Genomic DNA, 22594 nt, shown 5'->3' with positions numbered 1-22594 from the left:
TTAACGGCGATAAAAAGATGTATTTTAGTCGAGACAAAAAGTCTTCTAAATATAAAGAAGAAATTTTATCAAAAGTTGGAGCAGATTTAGAAAAAGATAAGCCGACAGTCGTGGAACTAAATGAGGATAATATCGAAAACATTTATGGCGGCTGGTATAAATTTGCTGAGGAGACAAAAGAAAAACCTATTACTATAGTAGAAAGTGCAAAAGAACCAAATCTAACTATAGAAAAAAGAGGAAAAATTAAACTGGACGACAAAAAGGGAAAATGGAAGCTAGACGATGATAAGAGCACAGTGGATGTGAAAGTGGATAAGGGCGATTTTATGATTGTACAAATTAATGACAAGTTAATATTAGTAGAAAAAGGAAAAATCAGCTATTACTGCAAAAATCCAAAAGATACCGAGGATTTGAACAAATTCATAAATTCAGTTAAAGAGACAAAAAAGGAGAAGGAGGGTGAAATTAATGGATGAAAAATTCAAAAGAGTGATGACTCTGTTATTGGCAATTTTAATGATGCTTCAAGTATTCATTGAACCAGTATTTGCCATAAAGAACGCAGCAGAAGGAACAGATAACGTAAAAGCCGAGAGTCTTTTATCGGGAGATAACACATCACCTAAGAGCCTTCTTGATGAGACAGCGAATGCTCCAAAGGAAGAAGTAAAAAGTGAAGCAAAAGAAGAACCATTAAAATCATCAAAGACAATAATAGAAGAAAATGACAAGGTGCAAAAGAAAGAAGAAATTACAGAAAACAAAAACACAAATGCACCTGTAGAAAACGTAACGCCAGCAGATCAACCTAAAGAAAACGAAGCTCAAGATGAAGAAGAGCTTACGGGCGTTAGCGTTGATCCAGAACTTCTAAAGCTAACTGATGGTTTAAAACCTGGCGAGAGCAGAATTTTAAGAAGTCCTGTAACAGATTACAAAATTGGAGAACGCATTGACCTTAGTGAATTAGAAATAATCACACTAGACTTTAACAATATTCCACACAGATATAACTACAGAGACCTTTCTGCAAATATTTCACCAGCAGTTGACGGAAAAGAAGTAACAGAAGAAACAAAATCTGAACTTAAAAAAATAACAATCGATATTCCAGATGCAAAGGCGCTTAATATCGAACTAAACATCGAGGGCGAAGAAACTGACTTAACAGAAGAACAAAAAGCAGCACTGGATAATCTAAACCCTGGGGAAGCTATAATATTTAAAGAGCCAAAAACTGACTACAAAGCGGGAGATAAAATCGACCTTAGCGGAATAGAAATTTTGACAAAAACAGTGGACGGCGAAGGAAAACTCTACACAGAAGAGGACCTTCAAAACTCAGAAGAAATAAAAGTTACGCCAAAAACTGGCGACGCAGTGCCAACAGATTATTTTAACAAACTTTTGGACCCTGAATTTTTAAAGGACGAATCACCTCGTCTAGTTAAAAAAATAAATAAGTACATCGAAAAAAATAATATCGAGCCAAAAGAAGCAATAATAAAAATTAATATAGAAGGCTTTGACGAACTTAAAATCGACTTAAAAGTAGAAGATGCAGGACTTGACCTAAGGCCAATGGAATTATTTAGAGCACTAAGAATGAAAAATAATTCAATGATGCTTCTAAATATAGATAGACTCACTTACAAAATAAGTGAAGAGCCAAACCTTGATAACATCGAGCTACTTTTAAAAGACGAAAACGGAAATCTTCGTCTAGTAAATGGAAAAGAAATCCAAACAGATGGCGAAATCGAAATCGACACATTGGACTACAAATTTGCAAAAGACGAGCTAGAAAGAAAACTAGAAAAGAAAGCAAAACTAGAAGAAGAAAAATCTGAGAATGTATTTGACAAAATTAAAGAACTTAGCGGAATCGAAAACAGTGCAGTAGAAAATATCGTACTTGATAGCGAAACACCTTCATTAGAAGAAGTGCAAACTCTACAAGAACCAGTACAAACTCACATCACAGTGGAAAAAGAAGGTTACGACGACTATTATCTTCCAATCACACTTGTAAGTGACGACACAGAAATAACTGCACTAGAAGACAATGGCAACCTCGACATCTCAACATTTGGACTAAAAATTGACGATAACAAATCAATTTATACAGTGACAGTAGATGCCAAGAGACTTTCTGATACAAAAGAACTTGCACTTAATTTCTTAAATGCGGACAAGACAGAAAACGAAAACATAAAAATATCAAGAGTAGTAAAAACAAATGGAGTGGACGAAGAGGATATCACACTAACTGATCCAATCTACAGAATAAACGAAGACTTGGAAGAATTTAAAGACTACGAAGAAATGCCCCTTGAAGAACTTCCAGAAAAATTAAGCGCATTTGAAATATTAAAACCATTAGAACTTTCTAAAACATTAGAAGCAGGTTACAAATACGTATTCTTTATAGAAAAAACAGAAGTTGGAGCTGGTGGAGAAGTTGTTAAAGAGGCGGGAGACGAAGCAGAAGTTTCAGAAGTTGCAAAAACAGCAGAAGATGCAAATGAAGCAACAAATAACGAAGGAAAAGCCGTCTCACTAACAGCAAAAGAAACAGAAAAAACAGAAAGTGCAGAAACAAAAACTTCAGAAACATCAATACTAGTAGATGTCAAAACAAGAATACCACAAGAAGAAATAAAGCAAGACGACAATAATATAGTAGAAAAAGAAATACTAGTTAAAGCAGCTGACCCAAGTGCAGTATTAAGACAAAAAGTTTTGGGAGTTGAACAAACGTCTTATCCAATAAGATTAAACTACAACAGTCATCAGACCTTAAGAGACCAATATGGCAAACAATATGTAAGTGGACCGACACTACCTGATCAAAATACAAAGCTTTCAGTATGGTGGGATATTGATATTGATACAAGTGTATTAAAAGATCAAGATTTTAATTACTTGTATATCACATTATTTGGTTCAAGAAACCAAGGACTTCAAAATTTCTCCTATACAGTAGATGATAGTGAAGGTAATTTAGGACAAGGATATATTAAAAGTGGAAATAGTACTTTTAACGGTCCAGAGCTAATGAACTCTATTATAAGTATTCCAAAGGGAAATCTAGGAAATAAATTATACATCAGAGTAAAGGCTCCACTTAATGACAATGAATACCACAGCAAATATTCATTAGGACTTAGAATAAATCCCGACACAAACTTTGTGTACAAGTTATACACAGAATTTTTAGACCAATATAATAAACTACCTACAATATTCAAATTTATAATAGGGGCTTCACAAGCGGAGCAATTTGCAAACACACCATTTAACTTAGTAGAAGATATGTTTGTGGCAGAATTTCCAACCTTAAATGATCCTAATGTCAACGAGAATTTCTACTACGACAATACTAGAACAATAGTAGCAAAGAAAAACACAGATATAGCAGTTGATTGGTATGCGCTTGATCTTTTAAGAATCGGCGAGAGTGAAGATCCAAACTTACAAAAAGCTATACTTGATCCTGCTGTTACAAATAGAGATAAAGTTTACTTTGTACCTCAAATAGATGGAGGATATAAGAAAACTCCAAGTGCAATAGAAGCTAAAATGAGCAACGGTTCATTTAAACCGGGTACAATTGTTTCCTATAAATATGCAACACAAAGGGCTCGTACAGATACAAGTTACAAATTTGATGCCACATTAAATTCAAAATATGCTGATATTGCAGACATCATTAATAATGTAGCAAATCCAAAGATGCAAGGTGGAAATATAAGTCTATTTACCCAAAGTATAGATCCAAGTGTTTATAACAATGCTTATCTTGCATACTTTGAAAATCCATATTCTATCATGCGTATCAACAAGACCTTTGAAATGGTTGAATGTTTTAACTTTGGACTAAAGGATCCTACTCTTTCAACTAATATCAATGGAGTTGAACTTGATAGACATGTAAATCCAGATGGAGCTTACTTGATTAGTCAGCTAACTCCCGGAAGTAGATTACCTGACCAGTTAAATCCTGGTGGAAAATACAATACTAAAGAAGGACAATCTAAATCAGATGCAATGGTTGACCTTATGAAGAGAATTTACTTCTATTCTAATGAAGAAAAGAAGGAATATTCTAAAACTCATAATGGCGAAGTAATGCACAGATTTATCGAATCTGGAATGAGACAAAAAGTCATCCACTACTTCACCGATCAAGTAATGCCATATGAAGATTATATATCTATTGAAGGGACTAACGGACTTAACAATGAAACATGGACAAAAGATCATACCCTAACAGGAGGACTAGACCCTCTAACAAATAAACCGACAAAGTACTTCGATGGTGAAAAAGATAACAACGTTGATTCTCTAGGTATCAGAAGACTATCTGAGAACGAAAAGCCATTGGGATATGGACCATTTGTAAGAGACGAACAAGTTAAATACGCAAATAAGGTACTCGACAGAGTTTTAGCATCTTACGACACAAACTCTGACTGGAATGATTCAAAGGCAAATTCAGTAAGACTTGTGTTCTACAGTCACAATCAAAGACTACAAGAGCTAATCACAGGTTCTGTAACAGAACCTATCAGCATGGACAAAATAAATGCAGAGGGACAAAGACTTGAAGGAGCAGAATTTAGCTTAACAAATATATCAACAGGTGAAGTTGTAGAATGGAACTCACAAACTGGGCCTCTATATCTAAAAGAAGGAACCTATAAAGTTGAAGAGACAACAACACCTGATGGATACGATCAGATACAAGCATTTAGATTGAGAGTATATCGAGAAGAAATAAACGCAGATGACGGTAGATATCCATTCTATAAACTATTTGATACTGAAAGAGCTATTCATGTAAACGACGGATACAAGACAAGTGTAGAACTTATCGATGTTCCAAAAGGTTCCGACGGAAAAGAACTAGTAAACTTAACAAAAGATTCATCAGGCAATACTGCAATGACAGTGAGTGTTAAGAACGAGTCTACAAACCTTGGAGAACTTTCCTTCTTAAAGAAGAATGAACATGCCATAGTTAACGATGCAGAGTTTACACTTACAAGAATAAATGCATTAAATGACCAGACTCCACTAAAAACCGACGACGGAAGATTCGTCTACCAAAGAACTTACAAGAGTAAGGACGGAGTGTTCACTTTTAAACAATTACAAGTAGGATATTATTTACTTGAAGAAACTAAAGTTCCATACGGATATAAAAAGGCAGACAACGAGTTAATTCAAGTTATAGATCCAGGTAACGGAGAGAAATTTGAAGCTCATTTCTTGAGAGAAACAGAATTGACTAAAGAAAATGTAGCTGGAAAAGATCTTACAGTAATAGTCAATAAACCTCGAATGACTGAATTTGAATTTAGAAAAACTGGTCCAGACGATACAGGAAAAATAGTAGGACTTGGTGGAGCAAAATTTAGACTTTACTCAACAAAGATAGTTGGCGACGATCCATACGATGAAACAAAATCTTCTAAAGTGGAAATTGGACAAGACGGAAAAGTTGACGAAACAAAAAGTGGATTAATCAAGTTTGAAAATCTTCCTGTAGGTGAATATGTGCTTGAAGAACTTGTAGCACCAAGAGGATTCCAACTTCCAAAAGACCTAGAAGATGAAAATGAAAGGTTTTTCGGCTGGAGACTTGTGGTGTATGAAGAAAAAGATGCAGAAGGTTATGTATCACTTAAATATAAACTTTACAAATTAAAGACAGAGGCACAAGTAAATGGGCCGACTGATATCTTAGAAGAAGTAAAACCTTCAGAAATCATCAAAGTAAATGAAAACACTGAAAAACAATTAGTAAACATTATAAATACTCAAAGGACTGTAGATGTAGAATTCCAAAAATACATTTTAAATCCATCCTATGATGAAAATAATCCAGCGAGCGATCCAAGCAAGAAGTATATACCTATAGATACAGGAAAACTTATAAATAAAGATGGTAGCAAAGTTACATTTGATTTATACAAATCTGACTTTTATGGAGCAAAAGTAGACGCAGATCCTAATGATAATAATGATACCACTCCTTTTGCTTCAGATATAACATCAGATGAAAATGGAGTATTCCACATCAAGGGACTTAAGTTTAACGGTTACTATATATTAGAAGAAAGAATACCACCAGATGGATATCAAAAGGCAAATCCGATTGTATTAAGAGTAGTAGCAGAGACTCTAGCCAACGAAGGAACAATGAAGGTTATAGTAAGAGACCCTGGCGTAAACTCTTATATGAAAGATGGAAATACTTTTGCAGGAGTTATCAACTTCTCAAAAACTGAAAACCCTGGCAAGTTCACAATCAAAAAAACCGGTGCATCAATGTGGCCAGCTGATAATGGTGCAGAAGTTGGACTTAGACGTGCATACTTTAGACTATACTTTGCAGATGATAATTTTGAAAAAATTAAAAATGCAGAGGGTTACGAAGAATATATTCAAAAAGTAACACCAGGAAAGCCTCTAACTGACTTAGATGGAAATCCAATAGATCCGAGTACACTTCCAGATGATCAAGGTATTATCACCTTTGACCAATTAAAACCTGGCAAGTATGTTTTAGAAGAGTACAGAGGCCCAGCAGGCTACGAAAAAGATCCTAACCCTTGGTATATCCAAGTAAGGACAGATGGACAAGTAATAAAGAGTAGGGATAAAAACGATCCAAACTTCTCTATAGGAAATTCAAATGATGCTCCTGCTAAGGTAGAATCTGTAATTAATTACAATGAATTATTTACAACAAAACTTACAACTTCTACAGGAGAGTTAATTACTCCAATGACTCAAATGTATGCAAGATATGCAAGTACAGCAGATGATAATACACTTGCAGATATCTTTGTAGACGGCGCGCCTATCAACACAAAAGAAGGAACAAGAGATGTCACAGTAAAGATTTATCCTAAGACCACATCAGAAGAAAAGACTGAAAAGAAGAGCATGCACATGATTCTTTTGGTAGATAGATCGAGAGGATATAGAGAAGGTCAAGTTCAAGGTGTAAGTCAAGACGATAACATCAACAAATTCTTAAATGATTTAAATAATAAAAGACAAGCTACAGACACAGATATAGATATATCATTTATAGAATATTGGGGCGGAGGAAGTAACTACAAGGGAACTTATAGTTTGGAAAAACTTTCAAACGATGCATTACCATATCCATATTATGAATCTTGGTACGATGGACGAACTAATACAACCAAGGTTAATGGATGGGCAGAATATATCAAGAACTACCTTGCAAAAGTTGATACGACTTATAAAGGTGGAGTAGCAGACGGCTCTAATTTTGTTAAAGATAAATTGGAAAACTTCTTAACAAGTATTGACAAGGATACAAAGGGCAAAACTTATGACTCAGAGGTTGCAATAAACTTTGCAAAATTCTATTTAGAAAACAAGAAACCTCTACCTCCAAAAGATAGCTACGACATCATAGACAATATGAAGACTCTTCAAGATAAAGGATACGACACTCTAACATTCCACACAGACCTTAGACAGTTTATTGGAAGTGTTAATCAAAAAAGAGTTTATGATTATCAAAATGCATTTAACAATTTTGTGAACTCATCTGGCGGAAAGAGTAAGTACTACTTCTACTATGCAGATTATGCTTATAAGGATGCTGGAGCAGGACAAGCCCCATATGTACAAAAGGGACCTTTGAACGAATTTATTGCAAATCCTAAGTACTTCTCAGGAAAAACTACCACTCTAACATCAAAGGTAAAAGATGCAATATTTACTATAGGCTTTACCACTCAAGTCTCACCACTTAATAGTAATTTTGAAATCAAAAAATATAGTGGAAATGCAGAAACGGATACTGTAGGTGGAACTTATAGTGGTAATACACTAACCACAAGTAAATTCACTCTAGAAAATGGAGAGCACTTAGAAATAAAATATAAAGCAGTGCTTGCGTGGGATGTACCAGCCAACCAACATCGCCGTATCCATGATGGAATGACTTTAAGTGCAAATGGATCAACACAAAACATATCAAATGCTTTGGATCTATATAGAGAACAAGCTAATGAAAACAATTCAGCTATAAAACCAAATGGTGAAGGAACTATAAATGTAAACTTCACTTACAACAATTATCCAGGAGGCATACCTGAAACTGGAAGTCCGGGAACCTTAAGACTTCAAATGAAAGTGGGAGATGTTTGGAAGACTTTGGGTCTAGGAGATAACAACAACAATATAACGGAAATAATTGAAGAGAATGCACCTTTTGAAGGCAAAGTGACTTTCGAGGGACTTGGCTTAGTAGACGGAAATGGAAAATCTATTGAATATAGGGTAGTTTATACAAGAAACGCTCCATATTATTCAGATTGGGGAGAGGCGGAAGTATCTTACTACAATGTTAATTTTGATAATGGCACAGCCAATATAGATATTTCAAATGGTAATCTTCTAAAAATCTTTAACAAAAATGAAAACGGATTTAGAATTCCACTTAGAATTACCAAGGTAAACGACGATGACACAGTGCTTACTGGTTCACAATTTAAGGCAAGGAAGCTGATAAACGGTGAAGCAGTAAATGGTAACAAACCGAAATATTCTGACGATGCCTTCGATGGATGGACAGAAGCTACAGGACTTGCAGGAGATAACTACTTTAGAGAACTTACTCCTGGTATTTATGAAATGTGGGAATCACAAGCTCCAGAAGGATATAAACTATTGCCTGAAAAATGGTATTTCAAAGTAAGTGTAGATCCAAAGAAAGAACCTGGCGATTCAAACTATATGTTTATAGACTTCCAATTTAAGCATACCTTTAAGAGTGAAGATGATTGGAATAGCGGAATATCAGATGCTGATAAGGCAAATTATATAGGAAAGACAGTCTATGGTCTTGACTACGAAAACAAAGACGGAAGTACAACAGATCCAAATGTCTATGCTGACTTTGTTAGAAATATCCAGCTTGTAGCAGACGATGGACGTTCGCATCCAGCAAGACCAGATGCACCATATCAAACTATAGATGACGCTCATGTAACAAACCACAGAGAAAATGGAGAATTACAATTTAATAAGGTAAGCTCAGAAGGAAAGGCTATTGAAGGTGCAGAATTTAAGCTTACAAAAATAAAAGCAGGTGAAGATGGAAGCCCTCTAAATGGAAAAATTGAAGTTCAACCAAAACTTGGTGAAGGAGGCAAACCAATAGATTCTGGAAAAGTTGATGAAAAGGGAAATCCAATCTATATTCCAGAATACATCAGATATTCAACATCAACTGTAGTAAACGGAGTAAACTTTACAGATATATCTGCAGGAACCTATGTACTTGAAGAAACTAAACAGGCACCGGGTTACAAGAAGATAGACGGATACATCGTCATTCAATTTATTGAAAGTGCAGACGGAAAGATATCTCAAAAGATTTTATCTTACTCAAGCGAAGATTTAAAGAAACTGGTATCTACAAATAAGGTTTCAGAAGATACAGAAACGCTTAAAGCTATTAAGAATGAAGATAACCTAACAAAATTTGAATTTACAAAATATAATTCAAAAGGAGAACCAGTTTTAACATCTACATTTGATCTTGTAGAAGTAGATCAAGACGGCAATGTAGTGCCTGGTGGATACCATCAAGTAAAAGAACAAACTGGTCAGGCAAAATTCGTGTTTGAAGGTTTGAAAGAAGGAAGATACAGACTTACTGAAACTAACTCAACAATCTACGAAAAGCCAGCGCCATGGTATTTCAACGTAGTTGCTGATGAAGAAGGAAACTTATCAATAAAATTAGAAGGTGATGAACCTGAAGTCATTAATCCAGATATAAATGGTGAACCAGGTGCAACTGATGAGAATTCTGGAGCATTAAATAAACTTAAAGCTGGAATTAAAAACCTATTTGCTTCCAATGACGAGGAAACTACAGCCACTGATTTTAATAATTTTACTCCTGTAAAAATAAAAACTAATTCAGGAGAAAACGAAGTAAATCACTCTGTAAGAAAAGATAAAGACGGCAACATCATAATAGTAAACTACAAGAAGACTGGATTTAGATTTAAAAAAGTAGGGCGTGGTCAAGATTTCCATGAAGCACCACTAAATAACATTAGATTTAGCCTAAAGAAAGTAAAAACCGAAGCAGGAAGTAACGGAGAACTCATAAATTATGACGAGTCCAATAATACAAGTAGCGAATATGGTTACTATAGTGAAGCAAGATCATATCAAGATGGTTCAGTAACTTTTAATGATTTGAGTTCAGGAGTCTACGAACTTAAAGAAATTAATCCACCGGCATCAATAGATCAAAGCGCTCAGACAAGATGGATTATAAAAGTTATAAAAGACGAAACTAGCTTAAAGGTAGTTTATGACAAAGAATATGAAGCTGCATACTATGAAGCTTATGAAAATGAGTATTACATTAACACTTATGTGCCTAATAAGTATGAGGAAAAGAGCAACTTCACCCTTAGTGAAAGTGAAAATAAGTTAATCAACGAGATAAAGGGCATAGGTTTCAGATGGAAGAAAGTTGACTCAGTACTTGGAGGAACACTTCAAGGAGCAGAGTTTAGCATGTATAAGCTTTCTGATAATGCTATCGATGTAGAGGATCACGATTAAGTTAATAAAGAATTAACAGAAGAAGAAAAAGTAAAATCTACTGTAAACTTATACGGCTACGATGGAAAGTTCGAAGTTCAAGATTTAAAAGAAGGACTATATAGACTTGAAGAAACAAAAGTGCCGGACGGATATAAAATGCCGGATGGCATAAAGGCAATCCTAATTCAGGTTTATAAAGAAGAAGGTGAAAACGACCTATCAATTAAATATAGTGAACTTAAATCAAACGGAAATGTAGAAAGTGACCCTAAAAACTTTAAATATCTAAAGGCTGATGCAGATGGTAACTTAGTCCTAGATGGAGAAAAGTTCTACTCAGTACAAAATGAGTCTATTGAGACGGGCAAAGGTAGCCTTGCAATTAACAAAAAAGATAACAATGGCAAGCCACTTCAAGGAGCAGAGTTTACACTGACAAATGATGCTGGAGAAGTAGTTAAGAAAGTAACATCAGATGCAAGTGGAAAAGTGGTATTCCTAGGATTAGAACCTGGGAACTATAGACTTTCAGAAACTAAGGCACCTGATGGATATCAAAAGACAAACGAAATCTGGTCTGTTTATGTAGCAAGTGATGGAAAGACCTTTGTAAACGCTGTTGGACAAATAGCTCCAAACCCAGGAGAAAACGAGGGAGCAAATGTAACAAGTAAAGTTACACTAGATACAACTAATAGTAATATAGATTTTAATGATACTGCCATAGATGGCATTCCTGGAAATGGTCGACTTGAAATGGATACTGGAGAAAACAACATCACAGTTAAGATGAAAATGTCCATTGACAGTGCAAACCCTGGAGATTATTTCATAATTAACGAGTCCGATACTCTACATTACAATATGCTACAACCTGACAAACCAAACTATAACAATATAACTGATGCAGACGGAACAGTTATTGCACGTTGGGCATTTGGGCCAAACTTCAACATGGACAAGGGAACAGGAAAGGATATTTACTTTATCTTTACCGATGCCGTAAGAGGCAAGAAAAATATTTCCATGAATCTAAAATGGAGCCACTCAGTAAATACAAATATTGCTTCAAAGAGTGGAACATATACTTTCAAAGCAAGCCTTGGTAGTAAGGCTGTATCTAAAGATATTGAAATAGCTTACATGCCTCATGTTACAAATGATAGTAAAACTTTAAGTATCAATACGAATTATTTGTATACCAATGACCAAAATGGCAAGTACACTCAAATAGGTTATATAAATCCTAAAGCGCAAAATATTACAGGTGATTCAACTATAAGAGTTTACCCAGCAGTTGATGACAGGTTCTTCAATATGGCAAACAATATTGATGCTACAAAAACTAAAGTATCTCTTTATAAATTAAAAGAAGGAACAAAAGTACAAGATACAGCAGTATTTAATCCTGATGAACTGGAACTAGTAAGGTCAGATAAATATGATTTGACATATGAAGGAAAGACTGAAAATGGAGAACTTGTAAATGCAGTTGAGATAAAACCTAAAGAAGACATTGGAGAGAATGTATATCTAATAAAAGTTGATAGCGAAATGGTATATCCAAATAAAAATGATAATGGCGAATATCCACCAGTAATGTTGGCTCAATACATTGAACTGGAAAATGCCAATGCCACACCACTAGTTAGAGAATCAAATGCTATACAAACAAGTATAAGCAACGCATCTGGTCATGCTGACGAAGACTATACACCACCAGTATTTGATGTAACAAATGACATTCACATCAATAAAAAAGGTAGATTAGAAATCACAAAGACTGATGAAAATGAGTTTGCATCATTACCTGGAGCGGAATTTACACTAAGTCCAACAAATCCAAAAGGAGAGGATATAGTAAAGTCATCAGACTCACTAGGAAAAGTATCATTTGAAGACCTTGATCCAGGAACTTATGAACTCAAAGAGACAAAAGCTCCTAATGGATATATAAATTCAGATAAGACTTGGACAGTAATAGTCGATGAAAATGGTGTAACTACTATTGATGAAGTCAAAGGAATAGCTGACAACGCAAGATTATTCAGTTCAAACGTATCTAACAAACTTAAAGCTATGAAACCATCGTTTAACATAGGAGAAAGCCTATCTAACCTAAAACTATTTAGTGCAGCAGGAACAGGAACGTTTGATGAAAAATTCAAATCAACAATAGGTGGAACACTATCGCCAACAGAACCAAACTTTGGAAAGACAACAATTTCTTCAAAAGTTACACCGATAGTGGACTTAAATGGGAAAAATGTTAACGGTCAATATCAAATTGATCTTGATATTAAAGCAGGAAAAGATAATGAAAGTGGAAGCAACAATAACATTGTTGTAATAGTACCAATTGTAAGCTTTTTATCTGATGAAGAATTCTCCGCCTATAAGAAAGCTTTGAGTGACTGGATAGGAAATTATGAAAATACCAATACAAAAGCAGCTGTAATTTCATACTATTACAAAACAGCTCCTAATGGAGGAGCTGTAGCTAATAAAGAAACCAGTGGATTAACAGATATTGCTACTGCTAAACAAGCGATAAATAATCTAACTAAGCTATCAAACGGATCAACTTATGGTGGATTAGAACTTGCATTTTATAATGCAAAAGAAATTTTAAATAAAGCTGAAGTTTCAGGAAATGCCTATATTGTAAATGCAACCAATAGCGACCAATTCCAAACTGATATAATTAACAGTTATATTTCAAATGTATTAGACAATCAAAATATAAATAAGTTAGCTGTTTACAATTTCTCACTTGGTCCTAATAAGTCTGAAGTAGAAAGACTTTATAAAATGTTAAAAAATAGTGTTACTGTTGCTGGAAGCAATGATAGCAATAGCTATAATTTACCGCAACTTATTACTTCAATACCAGATATCCGTAACGCTATATTTAATGTAAGTTTTAATAATAATTTTACATTTGTTGGAAGTTCAACAGAAACTTATAAGAAAAATGTTCATGGGGAAGTAATAACAAATAGTAAATGGCACAAATCTCATAATGATAACACTAATACTATTGACCTTAACGAAGGTGAGCTGACTCTCAATGCTGGTGAAACTGCACACATGAGTTTTAAAGTTCAAGCAAAAGACGGTATTACTGCAGGAGAATATAATCTAATAAACTCTATAGCATTTAAACCAAATGCAGATGCACAAGATTACAATATTCCTTCACCAACAGTCACTTTATCTGATCCAATTGAAAAGATGAATATAACTATTGAAAGTAGACACAGCGATACGAGCGAAACCCAAGGCACTATTAAGTTTGCTTTGAAGAGAAGCCTTAATGGAATCGAGGATACAGATTTTGTTAAGTATATTGGACAAAGTATTCCAATAAACAATAGCGTAACTTATTCAGTTGACAAGACTGATGCAAATAAGGTTCCTTACAAATACTACCTCGAAGGCGAAAGTATTGAAGGAAATGAGAAAATTGTACTTGGCAAGGTAACTAGTGAAACTTCGACAGATGGCTTAACATTTATAATTCCATCAAGTTTAAAATCACAGTTTATGGTTAACCTAAATTGGAATGGACTAAAACCATTAAATAGTGCAGTAAAAGTAAGTGTAATAGATGCTAATGAAAAAAGACAAACATTAACCTTTGATAAGAATTCATCACTCGTTCAAACTATAGATAATGTAGCAAAGCCTGTGAAAGTAGAATCAGTTGAAGGATTACCTCAAGGATACACTTGTTCAGCAAGTTCAGTAAGTCAAGATGAAAACTCACTTACTGTCACAATAACTAAATCTGACGAGCCTACAAACTTAAATGTAAGAAATAAAAAAGCACCTACAGGTAGCTTCGAAATCTTAAAAACAAATGAAGATGGAAGCAAAAAACTGGTAGGAGCTAAGTTTGAACTAACTTCAAATCTTGAAGGCTTTAAACCTATTGAAATGATTTCTGACAGTAACGGAATAGTTTCATTTAAAGATTTAATGCCAGGAGACTACACGCTAAAAGAAATACAAGCACCAAATGGTTATGAACCTTCAGATAAAACTTGGTATATTTCTGTAGATGATACGGGAAAAACAATTGTAAAAGAAGTTGTTAAAGGTAGTCAAGAAACTGTAGTAAATGACACTCTCAATAACCCAACGTATGCAAGAAGAATATGGGCTGGTGATGGATCTTTAGTAGTTGATTTCTATAATGGAATAGCAGAAGAAAATGGAAAATATTACCTTTATGTTTATTACACAAAATTAGCTAATAATAGTAATTGGGAAGACGTAATAAATATTCAGTTTAATACTAATGACTTCACTGTAAAAAGAGATGGAAGTGAAATAACTGGAGTATATGAATACTTCTATCCATACCATAATTATAAATACCAGGATAATAATGGACGTTACTACGACTATGGTTATTATAAGTTTGAAATTAGCCTAAAAAATAATACTTTTGATGGTGAAAGCAGGACTCTTAGCCCTATAAAGTCATTTAATTACGAAAATACGACAATAGAAAATGAATATTTCCCAACAATTACTCAAACAAAGAGCCTAATTACAGTACCTGATGATTCAGTTCTAGTAGAAACAAGTGGAGAAAACAACCAATTCCAAGTAAAAAACGCAGCAAAACCAAAAGGCAAGATTGCTCTTCACAAGGAAGATGGTCTTAACGGCGAATCACTTGAAGGAGTTGAGTTCTCATTAATTAAAGTTAACGAGAACAATGAACCGTTAGAAGGCGAAGAAGCTGTTATTAAAACTACAGATAAAAATGGTGACATTGCATTTACTGACCTTGAAGACGGAAGATATAAGCTTACTGAGACAAAACAAATTGATGGATATAACAAGATGTTGGTTGATTTCATTGTAGCAGTTAAAGATGGTAAGGCAAGCTACACAAGAATAAAGAAGGTAGAAGAACAGTCGCAACTTGCTAAAGTTGGACCAACTAAGGAAGTAAACTATAAGTTAGAATTTTTACCAAAATCAGAAGAAGTTCCAAATTATAAAGTAGATCTTTATGCAGATCAAGGAGATGGAAGTGTACTTCAATCATTGGAAAATAATCCTAGAGGAAATTTCACTGTAAAAGACGATACAAGAAATTACTACGTGAAATTAAATCTCGGGGACAAACAAGATGAATGGTATTTGACTTATCTAAAGACAGATAACAATACAATCCAAGTAATTGCCTACAAGACTGATGCCTATGAAGATGTTGGAGAAGATCCAATCCAAATTAGAAACTTCCCAGAGGATGTTGGAAAAGCTAACCTAAAAATCACAAAGAAGGACGTAGAAAACGGTGGATCTTTATCAGGAGTTAAGTTCCATGTAGCAAGTTCAAACGGATATAGTAAAGATTTCTTAACAGATGGAAATGGAGAAATAAACATAGAGAACCTTCCAAACGGAATATACGAAGTTACAGAAATTTCTGCACCTCCGGGATACAAAGTAGACAAAACTCCAAAACGAATCATAATAGGAGGAAACTACAAGGTTCCAGAAAACGTCGAAGGAAAAAATGTAACTAGTATGGTTCACTATGACGGAACTCCAGAACTTCATGTGTCAGATGAATATGGAGACTCCTTATATCCAAAACTTGTTAAACCAAATGATTCAGAAGCATTTAACTTAACTAGCAAATATAGATTTGATAAGGGAGCAACTGAAGAAGAAAATATTAAACCGGGAGACTACTTCTTTGTAGAACTATCTAATAACATCAATACTTGGGGAATATATCCACCGAAACATTCCTACGACCTTAACTTAGCAGGGCCTGTTGGTTTATTGGCAAAAGGTGAATTTGTAAAAGATTACGACAAAAACGGACACAATGCTCTAAAGTATACCTTTACAGATTATGTAGCAAATCAATACCCAGAGACTGCAAGTTCAACTATAAGTTACTTTATAGAAGAAAATATAGTTAAGGACAATGCAAGAATAGGTGTTTATACAAAGTTAAACGGTCAAACAAATAATTACACGCTTGACGTGTATTACACACCAGAAACCTACAATGGATATACGGGTTTTCTACCAGCAAACTCTATCAATAGGCTTGTTGAAGTCGATTGGACGACAGGAACCTACAGAACAATAATCTATGTCAATAGATATGGCTATGGGTTAGATAGGTCTAAACTTGACTTCGGTCACGATTATAGAAATGGCGGAAATAATCCATTGATCCAAATTAGTAATGAGGATAGAGTTTCCGTATATAAGGCAAAACCTGGAGTAGACGTAGATGATTCAATGCCTAAGTCTTTTGGAATTTATTCAAAGACTGATCCAGACAAGGCAATAGATTCTGATAATTTAAGTTATGTGTATGGATATTCATATAATCCGTATAATCCAAATAGTGCATATAATAAAAATAATAGAGTCTATATAGATAACAATAGATGGTATGTGAACTTTGGATCTGATATGGCAGACGGAGATTCCTATGTAGTTGTAATAGATGGTCACTTTGACAACACAAGAAACTCAGAAAGACTTTGGTTTAGACAACATTTAAATGTTGGTAGATATTATGATTATGAGTATGGTTGGCAATATAGAAATATAGTTGCAACTAGTGCAACTTTCAACGACCCATATTCAAATGAAACATCAAGCGATGGAAACTTTGGATTAAAAGTATTCAACGAAAAGAATAAAATTGAATACACTAAGATGATGGGCAAGATTGTTGGAGAAGTTCCGGAAGATAAACCTACAGACGAGATACCTGAAGGACCAAACAAGGCACCTGTAAAACCAAATCTTCCTATGGGAGCTGAAAATGTCGATGGTGTACTTCCAGGGGCAGAATTTGAACTTAGAGTCAAAAACGATCAGGGAGATTTCGTTTATGTCACAGATAGCAAAAGAACATCAGGCGAAGATGGTAAATTCTCTTGGGAAGGACTACCTCAAGGTGAATATCAAGTTTGGGAGACAAAAGCTCCTGATGGATACGAACTTCCAAAAGATTTTGTATCAAGTTTTGTAGTAACAGCTGATGGAATAATCACAGGTATTACAGAAAACGACCTTATTATCATAAACGATAAGAAGCACCCAATGGACTTCAAGCTACAAAAGATTTGGCAAAAAGAAGAAGATGGCAAATTAACAGAAGAGTTAATAAATGCAGGCACACTTGAACTTAAACTTCAAGCTCCAAGTGACAAGAAATTCCCTGACACTGTAGCTTCACAAGAAAAAACTCCTGAAAATAGCTATTACAGAATTAAGGAAGTTGCAGAAGATAAATCTTATATCCTTATAGAAGTAGACTTGGAAAAAGCATCAAATGCTGAGGTTCACAAAACAGGAATCCAAATAGATGTACCTTCAGATTGGCCATCAGGTATCTACACAATGACAGAGACTAAAGCTCCAGTGGGATACAGGAAGACTGATAAAGAGTATAAGATAGGAATAAGTTTTGATAGCAGAACTATTACTTGGAACAATGAAGGCAAAGAAGTTCTTATTTATTCCGATGAAAATAGTACTGGCACAAATATAAATCAAACATTAGGAATCCTTCAAATTGTAAATGAAAAGGGACTTTTCCCATCTACTGGTGGGTTAGGTACTTTGCTATTTACTGTGATTGGTTTAACTGCCATGGCAGTTGCTTTTGTTGGATACAGAAGAAAGAGGGTGAGTGATGATGAATAGTTTCACTCCCCAAAAACCTAGGCACCCAACCTAGGAGAGCGGGGCGAAGGCTCTGCTCCCCAAATTGGGCGGATTTATAAAAAGTTCGTTTGATGGTTTGTGATTAAAAACAAACTATCTAAAATAAAACTAAAGAATACTTTAGTTAGAAATTATTAAAAAATAAGGAGAAAATTATGAAAAATTTCAAAAAAGCATTATCATTGCTCTTGGCAGTAATGATGATAATTGGCACATTGATGCCAGTATTTGCAGCTGAAACAGAGCATAAAACAACAGTTGTAATTCATAAAATGAAGATTGATACTTTTGGAAGAATAGAAAAATCAGAAACTTACGAAGGTGATAACGAAAAATTCACAGGATTTCCTGGAACAATAGGTAGAGATGGAAATGAATATACTGGTAAAAAAATTGAAAACACAGCTGGGTTCTTTGGCAAAGAATCAGAAGAACTAGCTGGAGTTAAATTCTTATATTGGAAAGTCACAGCAGATCAATACAAAACATTAAATGATGCAAAAGAGACATATGCAACTGAAGAAAAAGTAAAAGAACTTCTTAAGGGTGATGCTACTGGTACTGTGACATCAGCTAAAGGTGGAGCAGAAGTTAAAGATTTAGTAGACGGATATTATTGGTTTATAGAAGATAAATCTTCTAACGTAGATGGTGGTACAATTACTGGTGCAAAAGCAGTTCCATTTGGACTAGATCTTCCAATTGCAATGGAAGATGGAACATTCTTTGATAATGGAACAAATCCACTTCATGTATATCCAAAGAACACTGTTGAAGCTCCAAAAGTAGATAAGGACTTTAAAGGCAAAGCAAATGCAAATCAAGATAGAGAAGAAGTAACAAATGATATTGTAGATAAACATAATGTTGGAGATGTTATTGAATATGAAATTGAAACATTAATTCCAGCAAATGTAAATTATAAAACTGTTAAATGGACTGACCAAATGACTGAAGGTCTTACATTTAATGAAACATCTTTAAAAATATATAAAGGTGCAAAAGACGCTGAAACTCCATTATCAACAAATGCTTATACCTTAACAAAAGATGGCAATGGTTTCACATTAGTATTAACCGATGAAGGTCTTAAAGAGGTTAATGGTCAAGCAACAGAGACTAGACTTCGTGTAAAATATTCAGCTACTTTAAATGATAAAGCTGTTGTAAAAGTTCAAGAGCGAAATGATGTAATGTTCCATTTTGGTAATAACCCATCACAAGCTAATACTCCATATCCAACAAAACCAGATTCTAATGGAAATTTAAAAGTTACAAAAACTTGGGACGATGGAAAATGGGCAGAAGGAGAGAAAGCAACATTCAAACTTGTTGATGCTCAAACAGGAAAAGATGTAACTGCAAATGACTTGGTTTATACCGGTACTACAGAACAAGATAAAGCTGCTTTTGATGAATATAAAGCTGCTTTCAAGGGAACTGTAGAATTAGGCTATAATGCAACTGATGGTGCAAGTCATACATGGAATTATTTGGACAAGAACAAACAATATAAAGCAATAGAAATTAGTTCAACAACAGGTTCCGATGCTGAATATATTAAACAAGATGACGGTACTATTAAAGTAATAAACCATATTTCAAACAACCCTGATTCATTGAATCCACAAGAACCGGGAGTCGTAACATATGGTGCAAAATTTGTAAAGACAAATGCTAAGAATGAAAGACTTCAAGGTGCAGAATTTGTTATTAAAAATGAAGATGGTAAATTCTTAACAGGAAAAGAAGCCGATCGTACAGCATATAATGCAGCGCAAAAAGCATATGTAGATGCAATAAAGAAATATAATGCATTACCAGCAGATCAACAAACAGATGCCCTTAAAGCTAATATAGCTAAATTAGAAAAAGCGAGAGATGATGCTTGGAATGCAACATTACAAAATATGACTAAATGGGAAGGAACATCAAAGACTGATGAAAATAATATTAAGCTAACTTCTAATGAATTAGGTCAATTTGAAATATCTGGTTTAGCTCCAGGAACATATACTTTAGTCGAAGTTAAAGCTCCAAGTGATGAATATGCAGATCCAGGAAAGAATGATTTAGAATTTTCATTCACAATTAGTGATGAAGGAGAACAAAACGTTAAAGATATTGACTTTGGATACGACAGTGAAGATATAGCTGATAATGCCCAAAAAGTAGTCAATAAAAAATTAACAATCCCACAAACTGGTGGTATCGGTACTGTAATCTTCGCAGTTGTTGGTATTGGTCTAATGGTTGGTGCTGTTGTTGCTATGAAGAGAAGAGAAGCTAACGATTAATTTTGTAATTTTTTTATAATTTTTGTTTGATGGTTTGGTTTGGGGTTATAATGGTGTGAAGGATGATGGTCGTTTTGATTCCGACCCTAACGTCATCCTGAGCGAATACCCCTTCATTCGTCATCCTGAGCGAACGAAGTGAGCCGAAGGATCTGTAGGGTGAAGGGAGCGATGTGCTGTCGTTTTGAGGGGATACTTTTTGGGGTTTCTCCGTGAGGTTTTCTTGTTAAGACGCATATGCTGTTTCTTCTAAAGGTGCAGATCCCTCGACTGCGCTCGGGATGACGGAGTGTGGGGGCTGTTGGGAGTTAGAACTGTTACTGTGCCGTAGGTTTTTTTGTGAGATTTCAGTTCTTGAGGTTTTCTTGTTAAGACGTATAGGCTGTTTCTCCAGAAGGCGCAGATCCCTCGACTTCGTCGTCGCGTTGCTCCGACTCCGCTCAAGATGACGAGTGGGAGACGGTGGTAAATGGGAAGGTCTCGCAGGATGGCTTTGCAGATCCCTCGACTACGCTCGGGATGACGGAGTGTGGGGGCTGTTGAGAGTATGGACTTTGATTGTGCCGTAGGTTACTTTGTGAGATTTCAGTTCTTGAGGTTTTCATGTTAAGACGCTTAGGCTGTTTCTCCTAAAGGTGAAGATCTTTCGACTTCGTCGTCGCGTTGCTCCGACTCCGCTCAAGATGACGAGTATGGGACGGTGGCAAATGTAGAGGCATCGCAAGATGACTTTGCAGATCTTTCGACTTCGTCGTCGCGTTGCTCCGACTACGCTCAAGATGACGAGTGGGGGCAACAGAGAGTGTAGACAATTTCGTTCTGATGTCAGGATAAAACCACTTCCAACGTCATCCTGAGCGTACAAAGTGAGCCGAAGGATCTGTAGGGTAGAGGGAGCGATGTGTTGTCGTTTTGAGGAGAAAGTGTTTTGGATTATTCTTCCCCGTGAGGTTTTCTTGTTAAGACGATAAGGTCTCGCAGGATGACTTTGCAGATTCTTCGACTCGCACTGCGTGCTCGCTCAGAATGACGTAAAAAAAAACGGGATGACGGGTGTGGACGGGTACACGACGATTCCGCACTGCGTGCTCGCTCAAGATGACGTAAAAAAAACGGGATGACGAAATCATCTGCCCCACCCAACCAAACCAAAATGTTAATGTCTTATGACATACCGGAGGATAGATATGAGATTTATTCAAAAATTTAATTTTAAAAACTTGCTTTTATACTCCGTTATATTTGCAATTTTAACGCTATCTATTGTGCCGGTATTTGCAATAGCTAGTTACTCTATCACGATTGACCTGGGCAAAATCGAAAGCTCGGGATTCGATATTCGTGGTAGAAGGCTTAAGCTTTGGCGTGTATCCGACAAAAAGATGGATAGCGATGAGGCTTCTGATAATATTTTTAATTTTGATAAATTATCTCTTGAAGAATTGGATAATTTATTTTCTGATAATTTTGTCACTGACCCCTCAGATGATAAGGGTCAGATTTTCTTAAAGAATTTGAAAGAGGGAACTTACTACGTGCGTGAGGTGTTGCGCGATGGTGATAAGAAACATGTCAGCCCATTTTTTATTATGCTTCCACTTGATGATAATAAGAATGTGGTATACCCAAAATTAATTTATGACACTCCAAATACTCCGCCACCGAACACTCCTCCTGATACTACGATTTTAAAGAAATTATCCACTGATGGTAAGGCTCTTCCCAAGGCTGTCTTTGAGCTTTATAGGAAGACTTTAGGTGGTGATGTGAGAGTTCCTCTTGATAAAAATTCTTATGATGAAAATGGCAAGAGCGATGTGCTCCTTGTGACAAATGAGAAGGGCGAGATTGTTATTAAGAACCTGCCAGAGGGCGAGTATTATTTTAAGGAAATTAAGGCGCCCGATGGTTACGAGATTGTGAACAAGGTTACGAACTTT

Annotated in this window: 5 protein-coding genes and 1 pseudogene; all 6 read left to right on the top strand. The window is 35.2% G+C overall.

The window, feature by feature from the left end:
* The coding region (locus tag ACOX6R_RS03545; RefSeq protein ID WP_433447295.1) for a hypothetical protein at positions 1-482 on the top strand (482 nt) is incomplete at its 5' end.
* Positions 475-10650: a SpaA isopeptide-forming pilin-related protein gene (locus tag ACOX6R_RS03540; protein WP_433447297.1), complete on the top strand. Its 10176-nt coding sequence runs from the start codon at positions 475-477 to the stop codon at positions 10648-10650. The genes ACOX6R_RS03545 and ACOX6R_RS03540, both read left to right, overlap by 8 nt.
* Positions 10651-10716: 66 nt before the next feature.
* A pseudogene (locus ACOX6R_RS03535) lies at positions 10717-10809 on the top strand (SpaA isopeptide-forming pilin-related protein); the annotation flags it as partial.
* Entirely contained in the window at positions 10789-18336 is a 7548-nt protein-coding gene (locus ACOX6R_RS03530; RefSeq protein WP_433447293.1) for a SpaA isopeptide-forming pilin-related protein, read from the top strand. The pseudogene ACOX6R_RS03535 and the gene ACOX6R_RS03530, both read left to right, overlap by 21 nt.
* A gap of 176 nt (positions 18337-18512) precedes the next feature.
* The gene (locus ACOX6R_RS03525; RefSeq protein WP_433447291.1) at positions 18513-20654 is read left to right on the top strand and encodes a pilin N-terminal domain-containing protein; all 2142 of its coding nucleotides are present in this window, start codon (positions 18513-18515) and stop codon (positions 20652-20654) included.
* Positions 20655-21841: 1187 nt separating this feature from the next.
* A partial coding sequence (locus ACOX6R_RS03520; RefSeq protein WP_433447289.1) for a prealbumin-like fold domain-containing protein occupies positions 21842-22594 on the top strand: 753 nt, incomplete at its 3' end.

This window comes from Peptoniphilus sp. (assembly GCF_050943655.1).
In the GTDB taxonomy this organism is placed as follows: domain Bacteria; phylum Bacillota; class Clostridia; order Tissierellales; family Peptoniphilaceae; genus Peptoniphilus_A.
Note: the sequence above shows the minus strand (reverse complement) of the source record. Positions and strands in the feature narration are given on the sequence as shown.